Annotated in this window: 29 protein-coding genes and 1 pseudogene; 18 read left to right on the top strand and 12 right to left on the bottom strand. The window is 73.0% G+C overall.

What is annotated here, in order from left to right; all coding sequences use genetic code 11:
- Nucleotides 1-124 precede the first annotated feature (124 nt).
- A complete protein-coding gene (locus ACZ518_RS38290; RefSeq protein ID WP_469117651.1) occupies nucleotides 125-763 on the bottom strand; it encodes a TOPRIM nucleotidyl transferase/hydrolase domain-containing protein in 639 nt (212 codons plus the stop codon).
- A 74-nt stretch (nucleotides 764-837) separates the two neighbouring features.
- Nucleotides 838-1,818 carry a helix-turn-helix domain-containing protein gene (locus ACZ518_RS38285; protein ID WP_469117650.1) on the bottom strand — a complete coding sequence of 327 codons (981 nt, stop codon included), beginning with the start codon at nucleotides 1,816-1,818 and terminating at the stop codon, nucleotides 838-840.
- A 154-nt stretch (nucleotides 1,819-1,972) separates the two neighbouring features.
- Between ACZ518_RS38285 and ACZ518_RS38280 the strand changes: the two genes are divergently transcribed.
- Complete coding sequence (locus ACZ518_RS38280; protein WP_469117649.1) at nucleotides 1,973-3,004, top strand: saccharopine dehydrogenase NADP-binding domain-containing protein; 1,032 nt, start codon at nucleotides 1,973-1,975, stop codon at nucleotides 3,002-3,004.
- 247 nt (nucleotides 3,005-3,251) lie between these two features.
- Here ACZ518_RS38280 and ACZ518_RS38275 read toward each other — a convergent pair whose 3' ends face one another.
- Complete coding sequence (locus tag ACZ518_RS38275) at nucleotides 3,252-4,193, bottom strand: MerR family transcriptional regulator (protein ID WP_469117648.1); 942 nt, start codon at nucleotides 4,191-4,193, stop codon at nucleotides 3,252-3,254.
- A gap of 72 nt (nucleotides 4,194-4,265) precedes the next feature.
- A complete protein-coding gene (locus ACZ518_RS38270) occupies nucleotides 4,266-4,856 on the bottom strand; it encodes a VOC family protein (protein ID WP_469117647.1) in 591 nt (196 codons plus the stop codon).
- A 190-nt stretch (nucleotides 4,857-5,046) separates the two neighbouring features.
- On the opposite strand from ACZ518_RS38270, the gene ACZ518_RS38265 reads away from it, so the two are divergent.
- Nucleotides 5,047-5,952 (top strand): NAD-dependent protein deacetylase, encoded by a 906-nt coding sequence (locus ACZ518_RS38265; protein ID WP_469117646.1) that lies wholly within the window; start codon nucleotides 5,047-5,049, stop codon nucleotides 5,950-5,952.
- A gap of 51 nt (nucleotides 5,953-6,003) precedes the next feature.
- On the opposite strand, the pseudogene ACZ518_RS38260 reads toward ACZ518_RS38265, so the two are convergent.
- Nucleotides 6,004-6,972 (bottom strand): annotated as a pseudogene (locus tag ACZ518_RS38260) (helix-turn-helix transcriptional regulator); the annotation flags it as partial.
- Between the two features lie 141 nt (nucleotides 6,973-7,113).
- Between ACZ518_RS38260 and ACZ518_RS38255 the strand changes: the two are divergent.
- The 8 genes from ACZ518_RS38255 (at nucleotide 7,114) to ACZ518_RS38220 (ending at nucleotide 11,729) form a co-directional block, all read left to right on the top strand.
- Nucleotides 7,114-7,509 carry a RidA family protein gene (locus tag ACZ518_RS38255; RefSeq protein ID WP_469117652.1) on the top strand — a complete coding sequence of 132 codons (396 nt, stop codon included), beginning with the start codon at nucleotides 7,114-7,116 and terminating at the stop codon, nucleotides 7,507-7,509.
- 510 nt (nucleotides 7,510-8,019) lie between these two features.
- Complete coding sequence (locus ACZ518_RS38250) at nucleotides 8,020-8,334, top strand: DUF6247 family protein (protein ID WP_469117645.1); 315 nt, start codon at nucleotides 8,020-8,022, stop codon at nucleotides 8,332-8,334.
- A 177-nt stretch (nucleotides 8,335-8,511) separates the two neighbouring features.
- The gene (locus tag ACZ518_RS38245; RefSeq protein WP_469117644.1) at nucleotides 8,512-9,174 is read left to right on the top strand and encodes a lysophospholipid acyltransferase family protein; all 663 of its coding nucleotides are present in this window, start codon (nucleotides 8,512-8,514) and stop codon (nucleotides 9,172-9,174) included.
- 117 nt (nucleotides 9,175-9,291) lie between these two features.
- Entirely contained in the window at nucleotides 9,292-9,669 is a 378-nt protein-coding gene (locus ACZ518_RS38240; protein WP_469117643.1) for a hypothetical protein, read from the top strand.
- Nucleotides 9,670-9,844: 175 nt separating this feature from the next.
- Nucleotides 9,845-10,192: an ArsR/SmtB family transcription factor gene (locus tag ACZ518_RS38235; protein ID WP_401243043.1), complete on the top strand. Its 348-nt coding sequence runs from the start codon at nucleotides 9,845-9,847 to the stop codon at nucleotides 10,190-10,192.
- Between the two features lie 53 nt (nucleotides 10,193-10,245).
- The gene (gene cutA / locus ACZ518_RS38230; protein WP_469117642.1) at nucleotides 10,246-10,581 is read left to right on the top strand and encodes a divalent-cation tolerance protein CutA; all 336 of its coding nucleotides are present in this window, start codon (nucleotides 10,246-10,248) and stop codon (nucleotides 10,579-10,581) included.
- Nucleotides 10,582-10,683: 102 nt separating this feature from the next.
- Entirely contained in the window at nucleotides 10,684-11,262 is a 579-nt protein-coding gene (locus ACZ518_RS38225) for a zinc metalloprotease (protein ID WP_469117641.1), read from the top strand.
- On the top strand, nucleotides 11,259-11,729 hold the full coding sequence (locus ACZ518_RS38220; RefSeq protein WP_469117640.1) for a hypothetical protein: 471 nt from the start codon (nucleotides 11,259-11,261) through the stop codon (nucleotides 11,727-11,729). Before ACZ518_RS38225 ends, ACZ518_RS38220 begins: the two co-directional genes overlap by 4 nt.
- Nucleotides 11,730-11,744: 15 nt before the next feature.
- Here ACZ518_RS38220 and ACZ518_RS38215 read toward each other — a convergent pair whose 3' ends face one another.
- Nucleotides 11,745-12,197: a MarR family winged helix-turn-helix transcriptional regulator gene (locus tag ACZ518_RS38215; protein WP_469117639.1), complete on the bottom strand. Its 453-nt coding sequence runs from the start codon at nucleotides 12,195-12,197 to the stop codon at nucleotides 11,745-11,747.
- Nucleotides 12,198-12,322: 125 nt separating this feature from the next.
- Here ACZ518_RS38215 and ACZ518_RS38210 point away from each other — a divergent pair, with 125 nt between their 5' ends.
- Both ACZ518_RS38210 and ACZ518_RS38205 read left to right on the top strand, forming a co-directional pair.
- Nucleotides 12,323-13,930, top strand: coding sequence for an MFS transporter (locus tag ACZ518_RS38210; protein ID WP_469117638.1), 1,608 nt, complete (start codon nucleotides 12,323-12,325; stop codon nucleotides 13,928-13,930).
- Nucleotides 13,931-14,180: 250 nt separating this feature from the next.
- Nucleotides 14,181-14,789 carry a hypothetical protein gene (locus tag ACZ518_RS38205; RefSeq protein WP_469117637.1) on the top strand — a complete coding sequence of 203 codons (609 nt, stop codon included), beginning with the start codon at nucleotides 14,181-14,183 and terminating at the stop codon, nucleotides 14,787-14,789.
- 103 nt (nucleotides 14,790-14,892) lie between these two features.
- Here ACZ518_RS38205 and ACZ518_RS38200 read toward each other — a convergent pair whose 3' ends face one another.
- Nucleotides 14,893-15,624 carry a hypothetical protein gene (locus ACZ518_RS38200; RefSeq protein ID WP_469117636.1) on the bottom strand — a complete coding sequence of 244 codons (732 nt, stop codon included), beginning with the start codon at nucleotides 15,622-15,624 and terminating at the stop codon, nucleotides 14,893-14,895.
- Between the two features lie 218 nt (nucleotides 15,625-15,842).
- Between ACZ518_RS38200 and ACZ518_RS38195 the strand changes: the two genes are divergently transcribed.
- Entirely contained in the window at nucleotides 15,843-16,277 is a 435-nt protein-coding gene (locus tag ACZ518_RS38195; RefSeq protein WP_469117635.1) for a type IV pili methyl-accepting chemotaxis transducer N-terminal domain-containing protein, read from the top strand.
- A gap of 148 nt (nucleotides 16,278-16,425) precedes the next feature.
- Here ACZ518_RS38195 and ACZ518_RS38190 read toward each other — a convergent pair whose 3' ends face one another.
- Entirely contained in the window at nucleotides 16,426-16,902 is a 477-nt protein-coding gene (locus ACZ518_RS38190) for a MerR family transcriptional regulator (RefSeq protein ID WP_469117634.1), read from the bottom strand.
- Between the two features lie 90 nt (nucleotides 16,903-16,992).
- On the opposite strand from ACZ518_RS38190, the gene ACZ518_RS38185 reads away from it, so the two are divergent.
- Nucleotides 16,993-17,658, top strand: a complete 666-nt coding sequence (locus ACZ518_RS38185; RefSeq protein ID WP_469117633.1) for a class II aldolase/adducin family protein — start codon at nucleotides 16,993-16,995, stop codon at nucleotides 17,656-17,658.
- Nucleotides 17,655-18,071 (top strand): carboxymuconolactone decarboxylase family protein, encoded by a 417-nt coding sequence (locus ACZ518_RS38180; RefSeq protein WP_469117632.1) that lies wholly within the window; start codon nucleotides 17,655-17,657, stop codon nucleotides 18,069-18,071. The genes ACZ518_RS38185 and ACZ518_RS38180 overlap by 4 nt, the downstream gene beginning before the upstream one ends.
- Before the next feature lie 70 nt (nucleotides 18,072-18,141).
- Here the strand turns inward: ACZ518_RS38180 and ACZ518_RS38175 are convergent, their stop codons facing one another.
- The gene (locus ACZ518_RS38175) at nucleotides 18,142-20,481 is read right to left on the bottom strand and encodes a M9 family metallopeptidase (protein ID WP_469117631.1); all 2,340 of its coding nucleotides are present in this window, start codon (nucleotides 20,479-20,481) and stop codon (nucleotides 18,142-18,144) included.
- A gap of 242 nt (nucleotides 20,482-20,723) precedes the next feature.
- Between ACZ518_RS38175 and ACZ518_RS38170 the strand changes: the two genes are divergently transcribed.
- The gene (locus ACZ518_RS38170) at nucleotides 20,724-22,307 is read left to right on the top strand and encodes an AMP-binding protein (protein WP_469117630.1); all 1,584 of its coding nucleotides are present in this window, start codon (nucleotides 20,724-20,726) and stop codon (nucleotides 22,305-22,307) included.
- Between the two features lie 217 nt (nucleotides 22,308-22,524).
- Nucleotides 22,525-23,208: a maleylpyruvate isomerase N-terminal domain-containing protein gene (locus ACZ518_RS38165; protein ID WP_469117629.1), complete on the top strand. Its 684-nt coding sequence runs from the start codon at nucleotides 22,525-22,527 to the stop codon at nucleotides 23,206-23,208.
- 36 nt (nucleotides 23,209-23,244) lie between these two features.
- On the opposite strand, the gene ACZ518_RS38160 is transcribed toward ACZ518_RS38165, so the two are convergent.
- The gene (locus ACZ518_RS38160) at nucleotides 23,245-23,694 is read right to left on the bottom strand and encodes a flavodoxin family protein (RefSeq protein WP_469117628.1); all 450 of its coding nucleotides are present in this window, start codon (nucleotides 23,692-23,694) and stop codon (nucleotides 23,245-23,247) included.
- 289 nt (nucleotides 23,695-23,983) lie between these two features.
- Between ACZ518_RS38160 and ACZ518_RS38155 the strand changes: the two genes are divergently transcribed.
- Nucleotides 23,984-24,334, top strand: coding sequence for a hypothetical protein (locus tag ACZ518_RS38155; RefSeq protein ID WP_469117627.1), 351 nt, complete (start codon nucleotides 23,984-23,986; stop codon nucleotides 24,332-24,334).
- A gap of 48 nt (nucleotides 24,335-24,382) precedes the next feature.
- Here the strand turns inward: ACZ518_RS38155 and ACZ518_RS38150 are convergent, their stop codons facing one another.
- Both ACZ518_RS38150 and ACZ518_RS38145 read right to left on the bottom strand, forming a co-directional pair.
- Entirely contained in the window at nucleotides 24,383-24,769 is a 387-nt protein-coding gene (locus ACZ518_RS38150; protein ID WP_469117626.1) for a VOC family protein, read from the bottom strand.
- Nucleotides 24,770-25,014: 245 nt separating this feature from the next.
- A complete protein-coding gene (locus tag ACZ518_RS38145) occupies nucleotides 25,015-25,953 on the bottom strand; it encodes a DUF5829 family protein (RefSeq protein WP_469117625.1) in 939 nt (312 codons plus the stop codon).
- Nucleotides 25,954-26,198: the final 245 nt, after the last annotated feature.

Raw genomic sequence — 26,198 nt, 5'->3', positions numbered from 1 at the left:
AGGCCAACCACTGGTACTAAACCACCAGCAGCCACACCGGCAGCCCCACCGGGAACGCCCGGCCGACACCCTCGGCCGGGCGTTCCCGCATGTACCCGGCCCGAACGCGCCGGCGCTCCGCGGTTCAGCGTCCGGCGCGGGCGGGGCCCAGGGCGGTGAGCAGGGCGTCGAGGGGCGCGGGGACGAGGCCGAGGTCGAGGGCCTGGGTGAGGACGTGGCCGTAGCGGATCTTGCGGCCCTTCTTGGTGCCGAGGAAGCGCCGCATCCTGTGGTGCGGGTCGCGGCCCCGCTGCGCGGGCTGGCGGATGAAGGTCTGCCACGGGACGAGGTCGCCTTCGGCCTCGATGACCTCTTCCACCCCCGGCACGCCCAGCGCGCGGATCAGCTCCTCCTCGAGGTCCTTCACGCAGACGAAGACCTCGCGGCCGGGAGCGCCGGCCTGGTGGAGGGCACGGTCGTAGAACGGCTGCTCCTGTTCGTCGCACAGCCCGGTGAGGCGCAGCCCCAGGCCGGGCGGGCCCAGCAGCCGGGCGTAGCGGCCGACGTTCATCGCTCCGCCCATGGAGACGACGCAGACGCCCTCGGCGGGCAGGTCCCGGTCCAGGCGTGCGGCCAGGGTCTCGACGGCGGCGAGGTCGCTGGGCCCTTCGACCAGCACCACCGCCGTGACGCCCAGTTCCGCGGCCAGCTCCCCGGCCGGCCCGCCGGGGCCGCCCGCCGCCCAGTCGCCGACCGCGTTCCGGAACACTCCCATGTCTGCCATGCGGTGATTCTGCTGCACCCCGGGGCCGGTCCGGCACTCATTTTCCCCGCCCCGCGACGGGCTGCCGCCGGCGGTCAAACGGCTTCGAGCGCCGGGCCGTTGGACCCGGCGGCCTTTGTGTGGGTGCGGAAGGTGCGGCGGTAGGTGTCCGGCGGGACGCCCACGGTGCGGTTGAAGTGCCGGCGGAGCGTGGTGGCGGTGCCCATGCCCGTAGTGGTGGCGATGGCGTCGACGGTGGCGTCGGTGCCCTCCAGGAGTTCCTGCGCGCGGCGGATGCGCTGGATGTGGAGCCACTGGAGGGGTGTGGTGCCGGTGACGGTGTTGAAGTGCCGGGTCAGTTGGCGGGAGCTCATACGGGCCTGCCGGGCGAGGTCCTCGACGGTGAGGGGTGCGTCGAGGCGGGCCAGCACCCAGGGGAGCAGTCCGGCCAGCGGATGGTTGCCGGGCTCCGGAACGGGTGTGCGGACGAACTGGGCCTGGCCGCCCTCGCGGTGGGGCGGGACGACCAGCCGGCGGGCGACGGTGTTCGCGACCGCCGTCCCGTGATCGAGCCGGACCAGGTGGAGGCACAGGTCCATCGCCGCGGCCTTCCCCGCCGAGGTCAGGACGCTGCCGTCGTCGACGTACAGGACGTCGGGGTCGACGGTGACGCGGGGGTGACGGCGGGCCAGCTCGCCGGTGTGGGCCCAGTGGGTGGTGGCCCGCCGGCCGTCGAGCAGTCCGGCGGCGGCCAGTACGAACGCGCCCGTGCACAGGGACACCACGCGGGCTCCGGCGTCGTGGGCGGCGCGCACCGCGTCGACGAGTCCGGCCGGCGGGTCACGGTCGACGTCGGCCCAGCCCGGCACGATCACGGTGTCGGCGCGCGCGAGCCCGTCGAGCCCCTCGTCCGGCTCCAGCCGGAACCGGCCCACGGCCACCGGCCCCGGACCGCACAGCGAGAACCGGTACCAGGGGTCCACCAGATGCGTCAGGTCCGAACCGAAGACCTCGCAGGCCAGCGACAACTCGAAATGGAGCATGCCGTCGGTGACGGCCAGCGCGACGCTTCTCATGTCGGGAACTGTACGCCCCATGTCGTTCCGGACACTGTCGCGGGCGCGCCGGTCCCGGCCAGAATGGGGCCCGTTACAGCGCACCGGCCGCCCGCAGAGCGGGGAAGGCGGGGCTCGGGGCGCACGGCAGACGCGAGGCAGGGGAACGGTTTTCGTGAACGGTACGGGGAACGACAACACGGTGGCGGTCTACGGCGCGTACGGACACACGGGAAGGTTCGTGGTGGCCGAGCTGGCCGCCCGCGGGTACCTCCCGGTCCTCTCCGGCCGGGACGCCGCGAAGCTGACCGCCCTGGCCGACGCGACCGGGTACGGGGCCCGGCCGGCGGCGGTCGACGACGCGGCCGCACTCGACGCGGCGCTGGCCGGCACCGCCGCGGTGATCAACTGCGCGGGCCCGTTCGCCTCGACGACCGGACCGGTGATCGAGGCGGCCCTGCGGGCCGGCATCCCGTATCTGGACGTGGCCGCCGAACTGGAGGCCAACCTGGACACCTTCGCCGACTACGCCGACCGGGCCCGCGAGGCCGGGGCGGTCGTCGTCCCGGCGATGGCGTTCTTCGGCGGCCTGGGCGACCTGCTGGTCACGGCGGCGATGGGGGACTGGACCCATGCCGACGAGGCCCACATCGCCTACGGGCTGAGCGACTGGCACCCCACCGCCGGAACCCGCCTGTCCGGCGCGGTCTCCCGCGAGCGGCGCGGCGAGTACCGCCTGCGCTACAGCGGTGGCGCCTGGCAGCGCCGCACCGACACCCCGCCCACCGCCGAGTGGCCCTTCCCCGCCCCGATGGGCCCCCGCACCGTCGTCACCGAGTTCACCATGGCCGACGTCGTCACCGTCACCGACCACCTGGCGATCCGCGACGTCCACACCCACATGGCCGTCGACGCCGCCCGGGACATCGCCTCCTCCGACACCCCCGCCCCCACGGCCACCGACGAGCTCGGCCGCTCCGGCCAGACCTTCCTCGTCGACGCGGTCGTACGCTCCGGCGGCGTGGAACGCCGCGCCGTGGCCGAGGGCCGCGACATCTACGCCGTCACCGCGCCCCTGGTCGTCGAAGCCCTCGACCGCGTCCTGACCGGACGGATCCGCACCACCGGCGTCGCCTCCGCCGGCCGCGCCTTCGACGCCCCCGACTTCCTCACCGCCCTCGCCCCCCACATCACCCTCCACCCCTGATCCCCTCCCGCCGTTGACCGATTGGCCACGGCACGGCCGCCGGCGCTCTCGGATGAGGGAAGACGGTGGTCCGTGACGGCGACTGGGAGCAGTTCCACAGCACCTTCAAGGTGAGCCCGGACCGGAACACCGCGGTCACCGTGGTGTGCAACGCGGAAGCAGCCGACAGCTTCCGGGCGGCCAACCGGCTCTCACCCAGGCCAGTCCCTGTTCGTCCGCGTACAGGCCGAACTCAGGTCACGTGTCCTCACCGCCCGGCACCGCTCCCGGCGAAGACCGTGGTGAACCAGGGGTGGACCGGAGCGAGGGCCGGTGATGCCGGCCATCCGTTGACCGTGGCCAGCAGCCGCCAGTAGCGCTCGGCACGGGGATCCGCGGTGGGCCGCAGGCGGGCGAGGAGCCAGCGCCGCAGATCGCCCCCGTCGGCCCGCCGGAACGCGTCGGCGTAGAGACCGCCCAGCGAGTCGGCGTGGGGCACTCCGGTGGCGGAGGCCGGCAGGAGGCCGGCGGCAGCGGCTTCGCCGACGAGTTCACGCATCGACCGGTCGAGGGCGTCCTGCAGGGTGACCGCGTCCTCCTGGGCGGGTTCTTCCGCCTGTTCCCGCGCCAGGCGGCGGATCGCGGCACGGAAGTCCGCGTCCTGGCAGAGCCCGGCGAGTTCCACCCAGGCCTCGACCTGCTCGGGCGTGGGATCGTCCGGGAGCTCGGGCATCGCGGATCGCATCAGGGCGACGAATTCGGGGTTGGTGTCGAGATCCTCGAAGGCGTCGTCGATGAAGCCGGACACCAACCGGTGTCGTTCGGCCCGGGACAGTGTGGCGAGTCGGTGCATCAGGTCCATCTCCATGGTGGTGGGGCCGCGTCTGGCGACTGCGCGGAGCACTGCCCGTCGCAGGCGGAGGGTCCGGATCTGCACGTCAAGGGCCTTGGCGTGCGCTTCCGTGACCTCCGGTACGGACACCTCCCGGTCCAGTACCCTGCGTACGGTCGCCAGGTCCAGCCCGAGATCACGCAGCGTGCGGGCGAGCTCCAGGCGAGCGAGCGCGTCGGGGGCGTAGAGCCGGTACCCCGCCGGGCTGCGGTCGGTCGGCGGGACGATCCCCTGGTCGGAATAGAACCGGATGGTCTTCACCGTCAGGCCGGTCCGGCGGGATAGTTCTCCGATGGAGAAGAGGGTGTCGCTGTCCATGCCCCCAGCTTGATGTCTCCCCCCACGGGAGACTCAACCGGGCCGGGTCCGCCGGGGCAGGACAGCGGGAGCTCAGCCGGTGACGTGGAACTCGTTCCCGCCGGCGTCGAGGAACTCGCCCGGCTCCCGGCCGGGACGGGCGGTCTCCAGCCGCAGCCTGTTCCGCCCCGACTTCGGCGCCGCGGGCGGCCCCATCACCAGCGAGACCGGGCTGGTGGGAGTCCGGCGGAGCCGGAAGCCCCAGGTGTGGGACTCGACCGCGTTCCAGCCGGCCTGGGCCGGCCAGAAGGCCTCCTGGGCGTGGCGGTCCTCCTCGGCGATGTCGAGGCAGACCGCGACGAGTCCGGAGTCGGCGAGCACCCCTGGGTGGCCGGGGCGCAGCACGCAGAACTCGTTGCCCTCCGGATCGGCCAGCACGTCCCACGGGACGTCCCCCTGGCCGATGTCGGCCCGTGCCGCCCCGAGCGTGAGCAGCCGCGCCACCTCCGCCTCCCAGTCCGGGCCCCCGGCCAGGTCGAGGTGGAGCCGGTTCTTGCCCGCCTTCGGCGTCGCCGCCGGCACGAACCGCAGCCGCAGACCGCCCGTCCGGCCCCGCGTCGCCTCGTGCCAGAAGCGCTCCATGCGTACGACGTCCAGCGCGTCGATCACGATCCCCGTCAGCATCCGTTCCCCCAAGCCCTCGGAGCAAGATCAGCAGGTACTCCGGACACCCTGCCGACCGAGCCGACCGAGCACAAGGGGGAGACCCTTGAGGGGCCTTGCCCGGCCCGGGGACGTCAGGACCGGCCTGACGGAAGCGACCCGGCCCACCCGCCCCGGTGGCTGCCGGGCCTGACTTCCGTACGCTGGCGGCATGCGCACGCGCCCCACCCTGAGCTGGACCCCGACCGAGGGCCTGCCGCCCGGCACCACGGAGCTCGGCCCCGTCGCCGACGCCCTCGCCGCCGGCGGTGTGCTGGTGCTCACCGGGGCGGGCATCTCCACCGAGTCGGGCATCCCCGCCTACCGCGGCGAAGGCGGGAGCCTGACCCGGCACACCCCGATGACCTACCAGGACTTCACCGCCGCCGCTCAGGCCCGCCGCCGGTACTGGGCGCGCAGCCACCTCGGCTGGCGCACCTTCGGCCGGGCCCGGCCCAACGCCGGGCACCGGGCGGTGGCGGCGTTCGGCCGGCACGGCCGGCTCGCCGGGGTCATCACCCAGAACGTCGACGGCCTGCACCAGGCCGCCGGCAGCGACCCGGTGGTGGAGCTCCACGGGAGCCTCGCCCGGGTCGTCTGCCTCACCTGCGGAGCCACCGTGCCGCGCGGCGAACTCGCCCGCCGGCTGGAGGAGGCCAACCCGGGATTCGAGCCGGTGGCCGCCGCGATGAATCCGGACGGTGACGCCGACCTCACGGACGAGCAGGTCGCTGACTTCCGCGTGGTGCCCTGCACGCGATGCGGCGGCATCCTCAAACCCGACGTGGTGTTCTTCGGCGAATCCGTCCCGCCGCAGCGGGTCGAACAGTGCCGCGCGCTGGTCGACGCGGCGGCCTCACTGCTGGTCCTCGGATCCTCGCTGACCGTCATGTCCGGGCTCCGCTTCGTCCGCGAGGCGGCCCGGGCCGGGAAGCCGGTACTGATCGTCAACCAGGACCCGACCCGCGGCGACCGGCACGCCGCCACCCGGGTCGCCCTCCCCCTGGGCGCGGCCCTCACCACCGTGGCCGCCCGGCTGGACATCCCCGTACCCGGCGCGGACGATCCGCCGGGCTAGGACCGAGGCCGGTGCTCCCAGGGCGGACGCGGCCGACGACGTGGCCGCCGGGTCCGCGTAGCGGGCGGCGAGCGCGGCGGCGCGGTCGTGCAGGGCGGTGCGCAACGACTGCGGGGCCAGGGCTTCGGCGTCGGTGCCGAGCTGCCACAGCGCCCATTCGGCGTGCCGTGCGTCCTGGAAGGTCACCTCCAGCCGCACCCGGCCGTCGTCCGTGCCGGGTTCCTCCGCGCGCACGGCCAGCGCGGTGTCCAGCAGGTCCTCCCGCCGCGCCGGGTCCACCCGTACCAGCACGGTGAGGTGCTCGCCGCCGGAGAGGAACCCCGCGGAGCGCTCCCGCCAGATGCGGTCCAGATCGACCCTGTTCGGCCGCTCCGCCGCCTCGGGAAGCGCCTCGGCCGCCAGGACCCGCGACAGCCGGTAGGTGCGGTCCGCGCCCGCTCTCGTGGCCAGCAGGTAGCCCCGGTCGCGTACGGTGACCAGCCCGATCGGGTCGACCGTACGCCACCGCGGCGCCTCGCCCGTGGCCGCGTAGTGGATGCGCAGCTTGTGTCCGGCCAGCACCGCGCGCCGCACCTCCGTCAACGCGGTTGCGGACACCTCGTCGGCGGCCGGCCGGCGTGAGAGCAGATCGCTCTCGGGATCGACGAGGAACCGCTGGGCCGCGTCGCTCGCGACGGCCCGATGGCCCTCGGGCAGCGCGTCGACGACCTTGCGCATGGCCGAGGCGAGCGCCGAGCCCAGACCGAACACCAGCTCGCCGCGCCCCGATCCGGCGGTCAGCAGGGCGAGCGCCTCGTCGTGGTTGAGCCCGGTGAGCTCGGTCCGGAAACCGGGCAGCAGTGAGAAGCCGCCGTGCCGGCCGCGTTCGGCGTAGACGGGGACACCGGCCGCGGAGAGCGCCTCGATGTCGCGCAGCACGGTGCGGGTGGACACGTCCAGCTCGTGGGCCAGGGTGTCCGCGGTCAGCCGGCCGCGCTGCCGCAGCAGGAGCACCAGCGAAACCAGCCGATCAGCGCGCATGCCGGAACCCTAACGAAATACATGACAGAGGATGTCGTGATTCGCTGCGAGGCTCGTTCCCACGACGTCCGGGCCGGCGCTTGCCGGGGCCGACGTCCGTACGCACCTACTCACAGTGGATCGAACGGAGCTGACGTGGCGATGGAACGAACGGCGGTCAACCCGGTGCCGTGGTCGACGGAATTCGGATTCAACCAGGGCGAGTTGGTCTCCGGTCACACGCGGACCCTGTACATCTCGGGGCAGACCGCGATGAGCGCCGACGGCAAGCCGCAGCACGAGGGCGACATGGGGGCGCAGCTGGCGCTGAGCGTCGACAACCTGGAGGCCGTGCTCGGAGAGGCCGGGATGTCCCTGGCGAACCTCGTCCGGCTCAACGTCTACACGACCGACGTCGATCTGCTCTACCGGCACTACGGAGTGCTGGCGGCCCGGCTGGGCGCCGCCCGGGTGGCGCCGGCCAGCACGATGCTCGGGGTGACGCGGCTGGCGATCCCCGGCCTGATGGTCGAGCTGGAGGGGACCGCCGTCGCGTGACGCCGGTCGACCAGCCCGGTGTCCCCGTGGCGAGGCCCTCGGTGGCGCGGAAGCCGAGGCCGGCGGGCTTGTGCGGCCAGGGGCCGGGGGTCGCGCAGCAGGTGGTCAGGAACTCCTCGACACCGTCGAGCGCCACCTCGTCCGGCAGTGGCTGCGGGGCGCACCCCGACCGGCTGCCAGCGTGATCCGATGAACGGACAGCGATTGATTTGACGGCCGGGCGGCGGAGCGAACGGGTCCGGCGCCGGGGGAACCGGGCCGTGCCGGGTGGCGTCTGCCGGAGGGCGAGCCGACGAGCTCACGTTCGGTCAGCTCGACGAGGTCTTCGGCCGGCACCAGGCGATGTGGGACGACCGGGGCCGCACTCGGCCGGAACAATGCCGGGAACCCGCACCGCCCGGCCAACGCCTGACGGGCACGGCCCGCCCCGCCCTGCCCGGCCGGTTCCGACGCGGCCGCCGGCCGCACCCCGGCCGCTACCGTGGGGGTACGACCCGCCTGGAGGAGCCCGTGAGCGCACAGCCCGAGCACGTACCCGCCCCGCCGCCCCTCACCCCCGCTCCGGCGCCCGGAGCCCCGGCCGAACTCCTCGCGGCGTTGCGCGCCGACCGCCGGGCCGGCCACTGGGTACCGGCCTTCGAGGCGGAGTGGGCGAGGGCGCTCGAGGAATCCCGCCGTACGTTCTCCCTGGCCGGGCCGTACGAGGTCGTCAGCGTCTGGCAGGCCCGACTCGCCTCCGCCCCGCGGGTCGACGCGTTCCGCACCGCCGGACGTGACGAGACCGGCTTCGTCGGCCCGGAGGAGCTCCGCGGCAGGCGCCGCTGACCGGTCGGCCGCAGGCGTCCGGGCAGGACCTCGCGCGGTCCGCGCATCCTCTGGGTAGGGCGACCCGTTGGGTCTGAGTAGGACGACTCAGGCGCGCCGGGCCCGCGTTGACGACCCTGGGAGCAGTCGCCGCGGTCGCCTCAGCCGCGCGCCGCCGTCACGAACGGGAAGAACGCCATGCTCAGCCGCCTCGCCCAGCTCCTCGTCCCCACCTTCGGAAACGTCCGCGTCACCACCGAGCCCGACACCCACGTGCCGCCCGGCAGCGTCATCGTCGCCAACCACACCTCCCTCGCCGATCCTGCCGTGGTCCTCGCCGCCCTGCGCCGCTGCGGTGTCGAACCCGTCGTCATGGCCGCCGCCGGCCTGTGGCGCGCCCCGGTCCTGGGGCGCCTGCTCGTCCGCGAGGGTCACATCCCCGTACACCGGGGGGACCGGCGGGCCGCCGAGGCACTCGACCACGCCGCGTCCGCCCTCGCCGCGGGACGCTCGGTGCTCATGTACGCCGAGGGCGGCATCCCCTCCCGCCGCGACGCCGCCGAGGCCGCGCCCCTGGCCTTCCGCAGCGGCCTCGCCCGGCTCGTCGCGCGCACCGGGGCACCCGTCGTACCCGTGGGCCACGCCGGGGCCAGACGCATCACCTCCGGAGGCACGGCCAAGCAGGTCGCCGGCCTCGTCACCGCCCCGCTGCGACGGCCCCGGCTGCACGTCCACGTCGGCCGCCCGCTGGAGCTGACCGGCGACACCGCCGCCCGCACCCTCCAGGCGCACGCCGCCGTCACCGACGCCTGGCGCACGGCGGCCGCGCGTCTGCGCGAGCCCGCCGCGCACGCCGCCTGACGGCGACGGAATTCGGCCAATTCCGGTGATCCCGCCAGACGGAGCCGCGCGATCGGTAGCGTCCCGTTACGGAAGATCCGTGCCGCGTCCGGCACATGACACCAGCGGAGGACAGCCATGGCGAACGTCGAAGTGTCACTGAAGGAAGCGATGACCTCGATCGAAGGGGCGCTGGGGGTGGCGCTGGTCGACTACGCCAGCGGGATGGCCCTGGGCACGCTCGGCGGGGGCAAGGACCTGGACCTGACGGTGGCGGCCGCCGGGAACACCGACGTCATCCGGGCCAAGCTGCGCACCATGGAGATGCTCGGGATGAAGGACGAGATCGAGGACGTGCTGATCACGCTCGGCGGTCAGTACCACCTGATCCGGATCCGGCGCAGCCGCTCCTCCGGCGGCGGTCTGTTCCTCTACCTGGTCCTGGACCGGAGCAGGTCGAACCTGGCGATGGCCCGCCACCAGCTCAGCCGCATCGAAGCCGAGCTGGAGGTCTAGCCGCGGCGTCCGTCGGGCCCACGCATGCCCATGAGTTGAAGAATTCTTCAACTCGGAACATGTGAAACCGGTCATCATCGGTTCCGCGTGGGCCGGCAGGACGCGACGATGGGTGGGGGAGGTGATCCCCGCCCGAGCCGGAGTACGTTCGAAGAGGAACAGGAGCGTCGTGGGAATGCAGGTCCCGCTGTACCAGGCCAAGGCCGAGTTCTTCCGGATGCTCGGTCACCCGGTACGCATCCGCGTGCTGGAGCTCCTCCAGGACGGCCCGATGCCCGTACGGGACCTGCTGGCCGAGATCGACGTGGAGGCGTCCAACCTGTCGCAACAGCTGGGCGTCCTGCGCCGCTCGGGCATCGTCGTCTCCACCCGCGAGGGCTCGACCGTCACGTACGCCCTCGCCGGCGGCGACGTCGCCGAACTCCTGCGCGCCGCGCGCCGGATCCTCACGGAGATGCTGGCCGGCCGCAACGCGCTGATCGCCGAGCTGAACGATTCCGATCCCGCCCCGGCCCGCATGTAGGACGCGCCGTCGGCCTAGGGTGGGGCCGTTGGCGGACGTGGAGGGGTGGGGCAGTGAGCGGTGGGAACGGGATCGTGGTCGCCCAGACCGTGCTGGACGACGAATCGGTGGCGTACGACATCGCGCGCGGCGCGGTCGAGGCGCGGCTCGCGGCCGGGGCGCACGTGGACGCGCGGATGACGACCTTCGCGTGGTGGAAGGAGACGGTGCGTCACGAGCGCGCCTACCGGGTCTCCTTCCAGACCACGCCGGAACGCGCGGCGGAGCTGAGGCAGTGGGTGCACGCACGGCACCCCCACGAGGTACCGCAGTGGTTCGTCGTCCCGGCGGCCGAGGCCACGGAGGCCTACCTGGAGTGGACGCGGACGAGCACCGGCACCGGCCGGTGACCGGCGGGCCTCCCGAACCCACCCGGCCGCCCCGGTCCCCGGTTCCCCGTCCCCGGTGGACACGCTTTGTGCACGCCGTCTGACGTTGGGTAACTTTCCCGGGTGTTCCTCTTCCTGACCGGGCTGGCCGCCTCCGCCGCCGCGACGGTCCTGCTGTCGCTGCCGCACCCCGGGCCGGCCCTCGGGCGGGGTCCCGAGGCGTGCGTCCCCTCCGGCCGTGACTCCCGCGGGCGGTCCTCCGTGGACCACGGGGTGATCGCCTGGGAGGACGACACCGTCTTCGACGACGCCCGCGCCTACGCCGTCGGCCAGTGGACGGGCGGCGGCCTCAAGAAGGTCGGCTTCCGTCCGGACACCGCCTCGGAATTCGCCGACCTGGAGTGGAACGACACCCGGTCGAGCGGAGGCGACTGGAAGAACGTCCTCGCCCGCTGGACCGGCCTCCCGGGCACGGACAGCATCACGATGAACCGGTACTACCTCGACGACGGGGGCGCCCGCGGTACGGTCGCGCACCGGCGGCGCGTCGCCACGCACGAACTGGGCCACGCGCTCGGGTTCTGCCACAAGAGCACCAAGGCGGGCTCGATCATGTGGGCCGACAACGCGGAGGCCGCCCGCTTCGGCATCGACGGGGTCACCGCCAACGACCGCGTCTACTACCACAGGCTGTGGGGATGACCATGAACAAGCGCCTCCTCGCGGCCGCCGTCCCGGCCGCCGCCACGGCGGTGCTGGCCGGCGGAGCCTGGCTCGGCTGGGAGCGGTACCGCGACGCGCACGCCGTGAGCGAGGTCGTCCACGCCTTCGACACCACCGACCCGGCGCTCGTCGCCCCGGAGGCCACCGCGGTCTTCGCCGGCACCGTCGTCGAGGACCTCGGCCGCCGCACCGTCGAGGGGCTGCCGTCCGACGCCTACCGCGTACGCGTCGAGCGCGTCCTCAAGGGCAGTGCCTCGGGGGAGATGCTGGTGAGCCAGAGCGACGAGTCCGCCCGGAAGTACCTGGTGGGGCAGACGTACGTCTGGGCGACCAACCCCGCCACCCGCCCCGAGGAAGGCGTGGCCCAGCTCTACGACGCCGAACCCCGCCCGGCCACCCCCGCGGACCTCGCCGCCTGGACGGTGGCGGTCGAGCGGGGGCGGTAGGACCCCGGGCGCGGCTCACTGGTCGCAAGTGTCCGCCGGCTCCTGGCAGGCGCTCGTGACGGCCGACATCCAGGCGAGGGCGGCCTCCCGCTGCTCCGGGGCCAGTCCCGCCTCGAGCTCGGCCTCCCTGCGCGCGACGGCGGGGAGCGCCTCCTCGTAGCGGGTGCTGCCGAGGCCGGTCACGTGCAACTGGTGCGTCCTGCGGTCGGTGGGGTGCGGGGAACGGGTGATCAGGCCGTCGCGCTCCAGGGCCGCGAGCATCTCGTTCGCGGCCTGACGGGTGCTCCCGACCGACCGGGCCAGCTGCGCCACGGACATCCCCGGGGACGCCCTGACCATCATCAGGGTCGCGAACTGCGGAACGGTCAGCCCGAATTCCGCCAGCTCGGAACCTATCGCCGCCCGCATGCTGAGCCAGGTGTGGCGGACCAGGAAGCTCAGCACCCGGCCCTGGGTCTGCTCGCCCATGGGCGACCTCCGACATCATGATTGACAGGTACTTGACGAGTTGTCACGATGAGGCGACCGTCAGGTACTTGACGATCATACGCCGCGGCCATGCCGAACCCACCCTGATCCGAAGGCAGTCACGCATGTCATCCGCCACACAACCGCCGACGACACCGCCGGCGACCACACCGGAGACGCCCCTACAGGCCTCCACGCCGGCACCCGCCCGCTCCGCCCTTCCACCGGCCCGGCGCCGCCTCATCCTCGGCGTCCTCGTCTTCTCCCAGCTCCTCATCTGGCTCGACGGAACCATCCTGTCCACCGCCTTCGAGACGCTGTCCGACCCCGTCCGGGGACTGGGCGCCACCCCCGGCCAGCTCCAGTGGGCCACGGGCGCCTACACCCTGGCCTTCGCCGGCCTGATGTTCACCGGCGGCGCGCTCGGCGACCGCTTCGGCCACCGCAACACCCTGCTGGCGGGCATGGCCCTGTTCGGCGCCGCCTCGGTCCTCGCCGCCTACGCCACCACCCCCGCCCAGCTCATCGCCGGCCGCGCCGTGATGGGAGCCGGCGCCGCGCTGCTCGTCCCGGCCACCATGGCGGTGGTCGGCTGGACCTTCGAGCCCGCGGAACGCCCGGCCGCCTTCGGCATGCTGTCGTCCTTCGCCGGCGTCGGCCTCGCCGCCGGGCCGATCCTGGCCGGTGTGCTGCTCGCGGTGTTCTGGTGGGGGTCGGTGTTCCTGGTCAACGTACCGGTGGTCGTCATCGGCCTCGGCTTCGTCGCACGGTACGTGCCCAACTTCCGCAGCCCCCAGGTCCGGCCCCTCGACCCGGCCGGGCTGATCCTGTCCACGGCCGGCCTCGGCCTCCTCGCGTACGGCCTGATCCGGGCCGGACAGGAAGCGTCCTTCGCCCACCCGGGCGTCTGGGGCTGCACCGCGGCGGGCATCGCCCTGATCGGGGCGTTCGTCATCACCGAGCTGCGGATCGCCCACCCGAGCTTCGACCCCCGGCTGCTGGCACAGCGCCGGTTCGCCGCCGGGAACGTCACCCTGATGCTGGTCTTCCTGGCCCTGACGTCCGGCTCGTTCTACCTCGCCTTCTACCTGCAGGGCGCCCGCCACTACTCGGCGTTCGAGGCCGCCCTCCTCGGGCTCCCGTCCGCGCTCGGAGTGGTCGTCGGTTCGCCGATCGCCGTCCGGCTGGCCCGCCGCACGTCCGTACGGCTCCTCTCGTCGGTCTCGCTCGCCGTCGCGGCCCTGGCGATGGGGGCCCTCGCCCTCTTCGGCGCGACCACACCGATCGCCTGGTACTCGGTGGTCATGGTGGTCCAGGGCACCGCGATCGGCATGGTCATCGCACCCGTCACGGGCGCGGTACTGGGCTCCCTGCCGCTGGAACGCTCCGGCGCGGGCAGCGCGGTCAACAGCACCCTGCGCCAGACCGGCAGCGTACTGGGCATCGCGATCGGCGGCACCATCACCTCGATCGTCTACCAGCGCGCGATCGACGGCTCCCTCACCGGCCTCCCGGACGAGGTACGGCTCCAGGCCCGGGTCTCGGCGGAGCTCGCCAGGCACGTGGCGGCCGCCACGCACGACGACGCGCTCGCCGGGGCGGCCGACGCCGCGTTCTTCCACGCCATGCACGTCGGCGCGCTCTGGACGGCGGGGTTCGCGCTCGCCGGAGCGGTGGTCCTGGCGGTCGGGTTCCGGCCGGACCGCCAGCGCCCGGCGCCGGTGCCGGAGTAGCCCGCGAGGCCCGGCGGGAGGTGCCCGGACAACGGGCGCCTCCTACGGGCTCCCTCGCCCCCTCGCAGCCGCGCGCACGAAGACGGTGACGAACGGACGCTGGACCGCGCCCCGGACCGCCTCCCCGCCGCCCGGACGACCGCTGACCGAGACGCCGGCGTCTTGGCATGTTCACTTCTGAGAAGATGATCGCTCGGAACGTTGAGGTGCGGGTCGTGGCGGAGTGCCGTCCGGGCCGGGGAAAGGCGAGATGAGAATGCGTACGTGGACGCGTGCCGCGTCGGCGGTGGCGGGGGCCCTGACGGCGGCCGCCGTACTGACCGGTTGCGTCGGCCTGCCGCAGGCGAAGGCGAAGGGCGGCAACCCGGCGTCGCCGCAGGCCGGCGCGGGCGCCAGGAAGACGTTCCGCCTGGGCGAGGCGGGCCCGGTCCAGGAGAGCCGGAAGGTGGACTCGCAGGACGCCAAGTTCACGGTGACCCCGCTGGAGGTGCGCACCGGTACCAAGGCGGACATGGAGAACTCCGGCCTCCAGAAGGACGAGAAGGACGGCCCGCAGATCCCCGTCTTCGTCTGGTCGACCCTCAACCACAAGAGCGGCACGCCCATGAAGCTCGGCGACATGGACGGCGACCTGATGATCAGGACGGAGTCCGGCCTGCGGACGCGCGCCCTGATCGTCTTGATGGGCAGGGCGAAGTGGGCCGACTGCCCTTCGACGCAGAGCGAGAAGACCCTGGGCCCGGGCCAGTCGGAGAAGATCTGCACCGCGTTCCTGATCCCGGCAGGACAGAAGCCGGCCGCGGTCGAGCTCTTCCGGGGCTTCAACGCCCAACCGGCGCAGTGGCCGCTCGGCGCCTGAGCCGGACACGCGGCGACACCTGCCGGAACCGGGGCGGTTCCGGGGCGACGTCCCCGGCCGCCCGGCCCGTCTCCGGGGCCGGACGGCCGGGCGCCCGTCGGTGTCACAGCCCGAGTGCCTCGAAAGCCGCGTCGAGGAAGCCCTCCGGCAGACCCGTTCCCGTCCAGGTCCAGTCGGGCGACCCCACCGCCTCGGCGGCTTCCTCGACCGCCGTCCCCGCGCTCGCGGGGTGTTCCGCGGGCAGCCCCAGCGCAACCACCGTCCAGGACGCCAGCTCGGCGACGTCCAGGTACTGCCACCACTCCGCGCTGTCCCACCCCAGGCGGTCGGTGGCCTTGTCGGTCCAGGCCGTGCGGTAGAGCGACGCGAGCGTGGTGCGCGGATCGGCCGAGGAGGCCTCGACGGCGCACCGCACGGCCCGCAGGCGCTCCAGCTCCGTGGCCCAGGGATGCCTCGCGAAGAACTCCAGGTTCTGGCGAAGGGTGGGCCGGAACGCACGCCCCCGTCCACGGATCCACTGCCCGGCCGGCGCCCACAGGCCACCCGGGCCCGCGCCCAGTCCCGCGGCCCGCGCGTCCGCCGCGACGTCGCCGAGCACCGCGTCGCGCCAGCCGAGCCCGTACGCCTTCTGCGCGGCGGCGATCGCGTGGACCTGCCCGTCGCCGGCCGGCGCGTCGAGGAGCGCGTCGTCGCAGCCGTCCCACAGCGAGGCGACCGCCGCGGTCACCGCCTCCAGGGAGCGCGCGTGCAGCTCATGCACGGGTACGCGGGTCCAGGGCAGCAGCGCCATATGCGTCCTGTCCCACAGCTCCCGCACGGTCGTGTCTTCCGGCATGGATCCTGTCCTCGTCGATCGGAATGTCACGCGTGACGTACTAGGTGCAGCCGGAGGTGCGCCCGCGTGAGGAGCGCCAACCCCGAGGGCCGGCGCGGTCCCGCCCGAGTATCGAACGGGCGGCGTACGGATGCGTGGTACTCCCTTTCTGCTTAGTTTTGCTTTTGCGCACCAAAAGGTCTCGTATATCCGTTCTGTCCCTGTCAGGAAGGTCTCCCATGAAGCGATTCCCCGTGATCGGCGTGCTCTGCGTCAGCGCGGTGTTCGGACTCGCCGCCTGCTCCGACAACAACGACGACAATGCGGCCGAGGAGCAGGCCACCAAGGCCGCGGCCGACCTCTGCACGGACCTGAACTCCCTCAAGTCGGACAACGCCAAGCTGAAGGCCATGAACCCCTCGTCCGCGACCAAGGACCAGGTCAAGGACGCCTACGATGCCGTCCAGAAGGACTGGGACAACGTCAAGGACAACGTCGCCAAGCTCAAGCAGGCGGAGCAGGACGCGGTCAAGGAAGCCGCCGAGAACCTGAAGAAGGGCTACGAGAAGCTGCCGGGCGACACCACGGGCAAGGACGCCCTCACCCAGCTCCAGCCGCAGATCCAGAAGCTGGACGAGGCCACGACGGCAGCCTCCACCGGTCTCAAGTGCTGACGGCGCACTGACCGGACGAGCGTCCCCCCGACCCGCCCCCGCCCCCCACCCGGCCCGGCCCGGCACACGACGTGCCGGGCCGGGCCGGGTCCGGCGTTCAGAGGTCCCGGCCCTGGCTCCGCGCGTGACGGCGAGGCGCGGCGGAGATCTACGGCCCCCATCCGGGTGACCGGGGCTCCGTGGGGGGCGCCGGATCCGCCGTCTGCCACGCCGCCATCTGCTCCCGGAACTTCGGGCATCTGACGATGTCCTCCTCACCGCACCTGAGGGCGTGCGTCAGGAGCTGATGGGCATGGTCGAGATCGACCATCCGCTGCTCGATCTCACTGATCTTGGCGCGGATCATCGCCTCCCGGTGCGGCTGCTCCCGCTGGAACTCGCCGATCTCGACCAGGGTCAGACCGGCCTGCTGGCACTTGCGCAGTACCGTGATCCGCTCGGCGGCCTCCGGCGGATAGCGCCGCTGCCCGCTCACCCGCTCGGGTTCCGGCAGCAGGCCGTGGCGCTCCCAGTACCGGATGGCCGAAGCCGGAACCCCGGTGATCTCGGCGAGCCGGCCGATCGTCATGCGCACGTCCCGCTCCTCCTGCTGCTGCTGCTGCCGCCCGGTCGTCGTCCCCGGCATTTGACTTAAACCTTAGTTCAAGTTGAAGAGTGGTCGGCACGTGGACAGCGGCGAACCGGCGCCCGCTGACGGCACACTTGGAGATATGCCATGAACGACACGCACGTACGGAAAGAGCGGGCCGGACAGCTGGCCCGAGCCGCCGAGCAGCTCTTCGACGCGGGGGTGATGTCCCACTCCGGACACGCCAACCTCAGCGCCCGGCTCGACGGCGAACGCCTCCTGCTGACACCGGGGTTCGTCCGCGGCCTGCGCCCCGAGCAGCTGGCCACCGTCGGCTTCGACGGACAGGTCCTCGAAGGCGAACTGCAGTCCGTCAGTGCCGAGATCATCGCCATGCACAGCGCGGTGTACCGGGCCCGCCCCCGGGTCGGCGCCATCATCCACACCCACTCGCCCTCGGCGACGGCCTTCGCGGTGGCCCACCGGCCGCTGCCCTGCCGCACCGAGCCGATGCTGCGCTTCGGACAGGCCGAGGAGGTCCCCGTGGTCCCCTGGGGACCGCGCGGATCGGACGTGTCGGTACGCGGCATCGCCGAAGTGCTGGAAAGCCGCCCGACGACGGCCGCGGTCCTGCTGGCCAACCACGGCCTGCTGGTGTTCGGCCCGGACGCGGCGGCCACCGCCCACCTCGTGGTGGCCATCGAGGAGAGCGCCGAGGCCGAGATCGCCGCCGCGGCGATCGGAGGGGCCGTGGACTTCCCCCCGGGCGCCCAGGAAGCCGTCCGCGCCGCGATCGCCCGGGTCGCATCATGACGGGGGACACGCAGGCCTCCCGTACCGAGGCCGTACGCGACCGCTACCGCTCCACCCTCGGAGAGGTTCCCGGCGGGGTGCAGGACCGGCTGCGCCTGGCCCAGGAGTTCGGCCGGCTGCCGACCGAGGAGGCGCTCGCGGCCCTGCGCCACATCGTGCTGACGGACAGTCCGCTGGGAGCGCGGGTGCAGCAGCTCGTCCACTTCGGGCAGCTGCTGGCACTCGGCCGGGCCCACCCCGCCCGCATCCACGCCCGGGGCGCCCTGCACGCCGGCGCCGCCATGGCCGACCTGGTCGGTGTCGCCGAGACCGCGCTCATCACCGCCGGCGTTCCGGCGTACGCCCTCGGCACCGAGATCATCGCCGAACTCCTGGCGCAGGAGGACCGTCCGGAAGCCCCGGCCCGCCCCTGAGCGGGCACGGCCGGCACACCCCGGTACCGCCGGCCCCCTCGGGTGGACCGTGGCCGTCACGGCCGGCGGATCACCTGGACTGCGTGGACACGCTCACGCCGCCGAAGTCCTGAGCGGCGGCGAGGCTGAAGTACACCCAGCCGGACGGCGGGTTGTCGATCGTCAGGGTCTCGCCGTTGCCGGCGTTGGCGGACTTCGCCTGGTGGCTGCCGGTGGTGGCCCAGTTGCCCCCGTTGTAGTAGAGGTCGGCGTTGCCGGTGCCCCCGCTGCTGGTGATGGTCAGCTGCTTGACGCCGGCCGGCAGGTACACGAAGTGGTGGCTGTAGTTGCCGGCGGCGGCCGCGAGGCCGTCCCGGCGGCAGTTCCCGTCGAACTGGCGGGGGTCGGCGACGGTGCAGAGCGGGGCGGCCGGGGCCGCGTCCGGCAGCGGGCCGCAGCCGTCGGTCGCGCAGGCCGTCGCCAGCCAGGTGGCGAAGGCGGCGTCGTAGCCGGTGCCGACGGTCTGCTTGAGGAAGGCGCGGGCACCGGCCCAGTCACCGGCCCGGTACTTGCCGAGGACGGTCTGGACGTCGGCGGGGTGCGCCTGGAGCATGTAGCGGACCGCGAGGAAGCCCCAGCGGTAGACCCGGTCCGAGTTGACCTGGGGGTCCTCGTCCTGGCCGTAGACGGTGTCGAACAGCTCGCTGAGCTTGTACGTCTTCTTGCCGGCCGCGGCGATCGCCTCGGCGTTGCGCTCGCCCCGGTAGCCGAACGAGATGTTCTCGGCGATGCCCTCGACCCACCAGATGGTCGGCGTGGTCATGCCGGCGTCGAAGTCGCCGGCCATGTTGTAACGGCCGTCGAGGTAGTGGGTGTACTCGTGGTTGAGGTTCCAGATCTGGAAGTCCGGACGCAGCCACTGGGCCTCGTGGGCGATGAAGCGGGCCTGGTTGCCGGCGGCGGCCGGGTTGCCCTCCTCGTACATGCCGCCGTTGTCGACGTCGATGTTGTAGATGGCCCAGGCGTACAGCGAGTAGTTGGTGTAGTCGTCGAAGACGACGACCTCCAGGTTGGTGTTCAGGTCGCCGGGGATCGCGCCCTTGTCGCCGATGATCCGGTGGAAGTAGGCGTCCTGGCCGACCAGGCTGGTGCAGGTGGCGGCCAGCTGGCCGGGGGACATGTCCTGGGCGCGGATCTTCAGGCCCGGGGTGCAGGTGTGCTGGATCGGCAGGATCGCCGGGAGGACGCGCTCGCCCAGGTCGCAGATCGCGTAGGCCGCGCAGTTGCCCCTGTCGTACTGGCGCGTGTACCAGCCCAGGTTCATGGTGATCGGTGCCGTGGGGCCGACGTTGGGGTAGCGGTTGACGAGGTCCTTCAGCAGCGGCCGGAGCCGGTCCTTGAGTTCGGGGACGTCGAGGGCGTGACCGAGGTGGCGGCCGACGTTGCTGACGACGTCCAGGCGGTTCAGCTGCGCGCCGTTGCGCGTGATGAAGCCGGCCCAGGTGTCGAGGATGGCGGGGTCGGCCTTGAGGGCGGCCCGCCAGCCGCGGCCGTCGTCCTTGGCCTTGAAGCCGTTGTCGACGACCCACTCGACGTGCTGCATGGCGAGGTCCATCTGGCCGGGCCAGGTGCTGTCGTAGCCGCCGAGCATCCACTTGACGACGCCGGCGTACCGGCCGGCCGTGTGGGTGCTGTCGATCAGCGTGACGACCTCGTTGAGGATCTCGCCGTTGGCGTCCGTGACGTCCTTGCTGCGCGGTGAGGCGAAGAAGGCGTCCAGCGCGCCGCGCGCCGCGCCGTCCAGGGCCGTGCCGTACTCGCCGACGACGTCCGCGTGGTTGTCCTGCACGTAGTAGCCGGCGCGCAGGAACAGCACCAACTGCCCGATGGCGGCGCGGTTGTCGCCCGCGTAGCCGGCGGAGGCGTCGCGCAGCGCGCTCGCGACCGTCACCATCTGGGCCTCGCCGAAGGCCTTGCGCGCGTTCTCCCCGGTGAGTTCGAACAGCGGGTAGGTGCAGGCGATCTGGGGGAGGGCCTTGAGCTGCTGGACCAGCGCGGCGCCGGTGGCGTTGATCACCCCGGAGAGATCGCCGCACTCGTTGCCTGCGGCGGCGGACGAGGACTGCTTGTCGCCCTTCGCCGGCTTGGCGGGCTTGACGGCGGGGGCGGGGGCCGGGGCGGACTCCTCGGCGCTGTCCTGTGAGGAGATCCGGAGGCGGGATCCGTTGCTCATCGCGTCCGGGGACTTGGGAACGGGGATCGACCGGGGCGCCGGGGCCGCGGCGGCGCCCGCGTGCGTGCCGGCCGGGGCCGTGGCGCCGACGGGCGCGGCGTGGCTCTGCGGCGTGAGCAGGCCGAGCGTGATGAAGGCGGCTGCGCCGAGCGCGGGAAGTCTGCGCGCGCCGGTCCTCGATATCCGGAAGGGATGCATCTGTGGGGGCCTCCGGGGCCATTGGGGCCGTGTGTTGGGGAGACACCCGGCGATTGACATGTGACATGTAAAATTGCATACGGCGCGTCACTTCGGAAGACCTCCGGCCGGATTCCCCGCGGGCGGAACCGAAGTGCGGGCGGGGTGCGGGCGTTGGCTGGATGTCGGCGCCCGACTTGGGCTTGTGGATCACCGGCGGCTAACGTCCTGCTAGTTGCTCAAGTCAACCAATGGGGACGGGTATGGACCACACCGCCGGACACTTCCACAGCCACGTGGAGGAGATTCTCGATGCCCTCGGCAAGGAACCCGGCCGAGAGGCCTTAGTGCACGGGGACCGGCGCCTGGGCGCGGGTGAACTACGCGGCCTCGTACACCGCATGGCCCGCGCGCTGCGGTCCCAGGGGGTGAGGCGCGGCGAGACGGTCACCCTGCTCTCCGGCAACCTCCCCGAGACGATCGCGGCCCGCTACGCCGCCGGCCTCCTCGGCTGCGCCGTGAACCACCTCTACGCGGGCCTTTCGGCCGACGTGCACGCCGACATTCTCCGCGACGTCGAGACCCGCACCCTGCTGGCCGACCCCGCCCATCGCGAGCGCGCCGCCGAGCTGGCCCGGCGGGTGCCGCTGGAACGCGTATTCGTCCTCGGCGCCGGCGCCGGCGCCGGCGCCGGCAGCGGCACGGACCCGGAGTCGGAGCCAGGTCCGGGCCCGGACCTCGTGAAGCTCGCCGCCGAGGAGTCCTCCGCGGTACTGCCGGGTTCGGCGCGCCCGCAGGACATCTGCACCATCCGCCACACCGGTGGGACCACCGGCCACCCCAAGGCCATCTGCACGACCTTCGGGCAGTGGGTGTCGGTCGGACCGGTCTGGTCCGACGAGGAGCAGGTCAGGACCCTGGTGTGCACCACCCTCGCGCACGCGGCGGGCATCATGGCCGACACCACGCTGCACCGCGGCGGCACCGTCGTCCTGCTGGACGGCTTCGAAGCCGGATCCGTGCTCGCCGCCATCGAGCGCGAGCGCATCACCCACACGTTCCTGCTGCCGCCGCTCCTCTACCAGTTGATGGACCACCCCGACGTCGACCGCGCCGACACCTCCAGCCTGCGCATGCTCACCTACGGCGGCTGCGCCTCCTCCCCGACCCGCCTCGCGGCGGCGGTCCGGCGCTTCGGCCCCGTCCTCAACCAGTTCTACGGCCAGAACGAGGCGGGCGGGATCAGCGTGCTCTCCCCGCAGGACCACGATCCGGAGCGCCCGGAGCTGCTGCGGACCGCCGGGAAGGCCATGGAAGGCGTCGAGGTCGCCGTGCGCGACGCCGACGGCCGCCACCTGCCCGCCGGGGAGCACGGCGAGATCTGCGTACGCTCCCCGCACGTGATGACGGGCTACTGGAAGCAGCCCGGGCTCACCGCCGAAGTGCTGCGGGACGGCTGGCTGCACACCGGTGACATCGGGTTCGTCGACCCGGAGGGCTACATCACGATCGTCGACCGCCTGAAGGACATGATCGTGGTGGTGGGGGGCCACGTGTACACGGCGGAACTGGAGGACGTGCTCAACTCCCATCCGCAGGTGCTGCAGAGCGCGGTGCTCGGGGTCCCCGACGCCAACCTCATGGAGCGGGTCCACGCGGTCGTCGTCCGCGCGCCGGGCGGCGACGTCGGCGAAACGGAGCTGCGCGCGCTGGTGAGGGACAGGAAGGGCGCCATGTACGAGCCCGCCCGCATCGCCTTCGCCGACGCGCTGCCCCTGACCGACGTGGGCAAGCCGGACAAGAAGCTGCTCCGCAGCCGGGCCGTCGCGCCGGCCGGCTCCGCCTGACCGCCATTAGCCCGACGCCGACCCCGACCCCGACCCCGGCCCCGGCGCCGTGATCGCGGACGCGTTGCGGCTGCCGGCGGCGCTGACCGCCAAGGACGCGCCCCGGTGGAAGCGGCCACCGCTGGTCTTCTCGCCGCACGCCGGGTCCGTGGCCGTCACGGGTGACGCGGGACACGTCCCCGCCCCCGGAGGGGTAACGGTTGGTAGCTTGATCACCATGGATCAGGACCGGGTACTGGAGGCGTTCCGCCTCGAAGCGGAGGAGCTCTCGCGGGCGGTCGCAGGGCTGTCGGAGGCGGAGTGGGACCTGCCGACACGATGTGAACCCTGGTCCGTACGCGACCTGTTGGGCCATGTACGGGTGGTGACCGCCTGGCTGCCGGCCATGCTGGACGCTCCTGCGCCCAGCACGGCCGAGGTGTCCGCGGTGGAGTACTACCGGCCGGACGACCGCTTCGCCCCGCAGACCAACACGGCCCGCATCGCCCTGGCCCAGGACCACGCGTCCGGGTACGCCGACGGCGCCGCCCTCGCCGAGGACTTCGCCGAGACCTGGCGCAGGGCGGACCGGCTGTGCCGCGCCGAGTCCGCGGACCGCGTCGTGCGCACGCGTCACGGGGACGCGATGCTCCTTTCGCAGTTCCTGGTCACCCGGGTGGTCGAGGTCGCCGTCCACGGCCTGGACCTGGCCGAAGGGCTGGGCCGCGAGCCGTGGCTGACCCCGGGGGCCGCGGACGTGGTGCTGGAGCTGCTGCTCGGCCCGGACCGCTCGGCCGCACCCCGCGCACTCGGCTGGGACCGGCTCACCTTCCTGCGCAAGGCCACCGGCCGCGAGCCGCTCGACCCCGCGGAGACCGCTCGGGTCGAACGGCTCGGCATCAGGTGGCTCACCCTGGGCTGACGCCGCGACGGCGGACCCGGTACGGGGGCTGTCCCCCTACCGCAGTCGCTCGGCGAACGCCCGGGCCGCGGCCAGGTCCCCGGCGTCGGGCCGCCGCCTGTTGACGCCGCCGACGAGCCCGAAGGGCCCCCAGGTGTCGAACGCCCGGCACGTGAAGCTCCCTTCCACCCGGAAGCCCTTGCCGGCGAGGCGCCGGACCAGGGGGCGGGTGAAGGGCGCCGGAGGCAGCTCGGGCAGCCCGCTGGTGGCGAACACGAAGGCCCGCCCGCGCGCGTCCGGGAGGGCCTGGACCAGGGCGGCCAGGCTGGGGTGGAGCCTGCCGTAGAAGACGCCCGAGCCGAATCCCACGAGGTCGGCGGCGGCCAGCTCCGCGAGGTCGGCCTCACCGGGGGAGACGACCTCCGCGCCCAGGACCCGGGCCATGGTGTCGGCGACCCGGCGCGTATTGCCGTGAGACACGGAGGTGCAGACGATGACGGACTTCATCGTGGCGGTCCCTTCTCTCGATTCTCCCGCTTCCGCAGAGGGGACAGTCCGGCCGGGCCGGATGTGACACCCGGGTCCCGGAGCGGCCGCATTCCGGCCCCGGTCAGTACTCGAAGATCGGGTGCCCGGCCCCGGGGCGGGTCCAGTGGTGGCCGGACCGGCGGGGACGCTCCGGCCGGTACCCATCCGGTCCTGGACCAGCCGGAGGGTGCGCTCCGGCAGCCACCGCCGGCAAGGGTCGCCGCCCTTATTATCGTCAGGGCGACGATAATAAAGTATCGTCGCCCTCATGAACGAAGCACCGAACGAGATCACCGGCCCCACGGACGACCCGGCGGCCGAGCACGCGCGGCGCGTGGCGGCCACGGTCACCGCCGCGGCTGCCGGCGAGGAGTGGCAGAGGCGCGACCACAGGACCCTGACCTTCTTCCTGGCCGGCGCCCGGTCGGCGAACGAGGAGGGCCATCGCGCATGGCAGCTGGACGACTGGCGGAGGCGTCTCGTCGAGTGCCTCTCGGCGGACGCCCACGCCGAGGTCGCCGAACTGCGGGAACAGCTGCGGGAGTGGATCCTGACGGAGCTTCTGCAGCGTGACGGCGCCCTGGACTCGCTGCTGAGGGCCTACGGCCCGGCCCGGTGAACCGTCCGGACGCCCCGGACCGGCGGTCCGCGGGCCGGGACCGCGGGATCAGGCGCGGAAGCGCAGCGGATGATCGGCCGGTACCTCCACGACGGCGATCCGCACGCCGTCGGGGTCGGCGAGCCACATCTCGACCAGTCCCCAGGGCTCGCGCAGCGGAGGCCGCAGCACCTCGGCGCCCCGGCCGCGCAGCTCCTCGTACGCGGCCCGGACGTCCGCGACCTGGAGCCACAGGCGAAGCCCGGGCGCGGGTGGTGCCTCGGCGCGCCCCGACACCTCCAGGAAACCGCCGCCGAGGAAGTACACCGTGCCGCGGTCCGTGCCCGTGCCGAACTCGCGGTAGACGGCCAGCCCCAGCGTGTCCCCGTAGAAGGCGCGCGAACGCTCGGGGTCCGTGGGGCGCAGCAGGATCCTGCTGCCCAGTACGTGGACCATGGTTCCAACTCTCCCTCGGACGGCGCCGCCCGCCCCGACGGCTGTGGCCACATGCTCCCAGAACGAGCCGGCCGTCAGGCCGGGCGCGGGATGTACGCCAGGCCGTGGGCGCCGGGTTCGGCCCGGGGCGCCGCTGGCTCCGCGAACACCTGGCGGCGGCCGTCCTGGCCCCGCCGTACCGGCAAGTCCAAGGGCGGCAGGCAGAGAGGGGAGCGGGGGCCCGCTCCCCTCTCGTCGAGCTTCGCCTACCGGGCGGCCCCGAAGGTCCACACGGCACGCTCGCCCGGGCCGACCACGAGGGTCGAACGGCCGATCTGTTCCTCGTGGCGGGTGAACACCGGGTGGTTGAGGGACATCTCGACCTGGCGCAGACCGGCCTGCTCGCGTGCCACCGTGTCCAGGCGGACGGTGGTACCGCCGCCCTGTGCCAGGACGCTGCCGCCGGGGAGCTCCCGTACGGCGAAGCCGCCCGCCCGGAGGAGGGGCACCGTGTTGGCCAGGTCGCGCGCGGTGACTCCGAGGCGGATCGAGGTCACGTCCTTCATCAGGTGGTCGCGGTAGCCGTCGGACAGGTACCGCTCGCGGCCTACGTCACCCGGGTAGGAGGCCGGCTCGGTGTTGCTGCGGGGGTCGGCGAAGTACTCCGGCAGGTACTCCATGCCCCAGGCGCCGAAGGCGTCGTACTGGCCGCTCGTGAAGACGGCGTCGAACCACGGCACCGGCACCCCGTCGCCGAAGTCGCGGGTCTGGCGGAAGGACACCGGGTTCGGTACGCCCTGGTCGCGCAGGCGCGCCGTGACCGTGGCGAGGTCCCCCGCCCGTTCGGCGGACAGCCCCAGCCCGCCGGCGCCGAGGGTTCCGTCCGGGCCTGGGACGTCACCCACGCCGAACAGTTCGAGGTAGGTCTCGCGGCCCATCAGATACCGGCCGGTCCAGGTCTCGCCGCCCGAGCCGGTCGTGGTGCGGACCTGGAAGTTGGCGAAGTCCCGCAAGTAGGCGGAGTGTTCGATGGCGTCGGCGGTCTCCCGGTCGAGCACCCCGTAGGCGTGGTTGTAGAAGAGCAGTGGACGCGCTGTCGGCGATCCGTCCTCCTGAGCCGACGCGATTCCCGTGGCACCTCCGACCCATCCGGTCAGTGCCACGACGAGGACCATTAACACGTGCAGTACACGACGATGCGACATGCCGGTGATCGTAGGCCGCGTGGTGCGGGTCGCGCCGCCCAATAAGCGGCGGGGCCGGGAGTGACGGGGGACACCCACCTCAGCGGGTGTGACCGGTTACGCGGGGTGACATCGGGGGTCTGGGGCGGTGAGGCGGCCCACAGGACCCAGGTCACATCCGGCCCTGGCTAGTAGGCCTGCCGGGCCGTGCCCGCAACGCCTCCCGGCCGGGGCGTTGGGCCCGGTCTGCGAGGGCGGCTAGTAGG

The organism is Streptomyces sp. NPDC033966 (genome assembly GCF_055575955.1).
The sequence above is the reverse complement of the archived record's forward strand: the minus strand, read 5'-3'. Positions and strand labels throughout refer to the sequence as shown.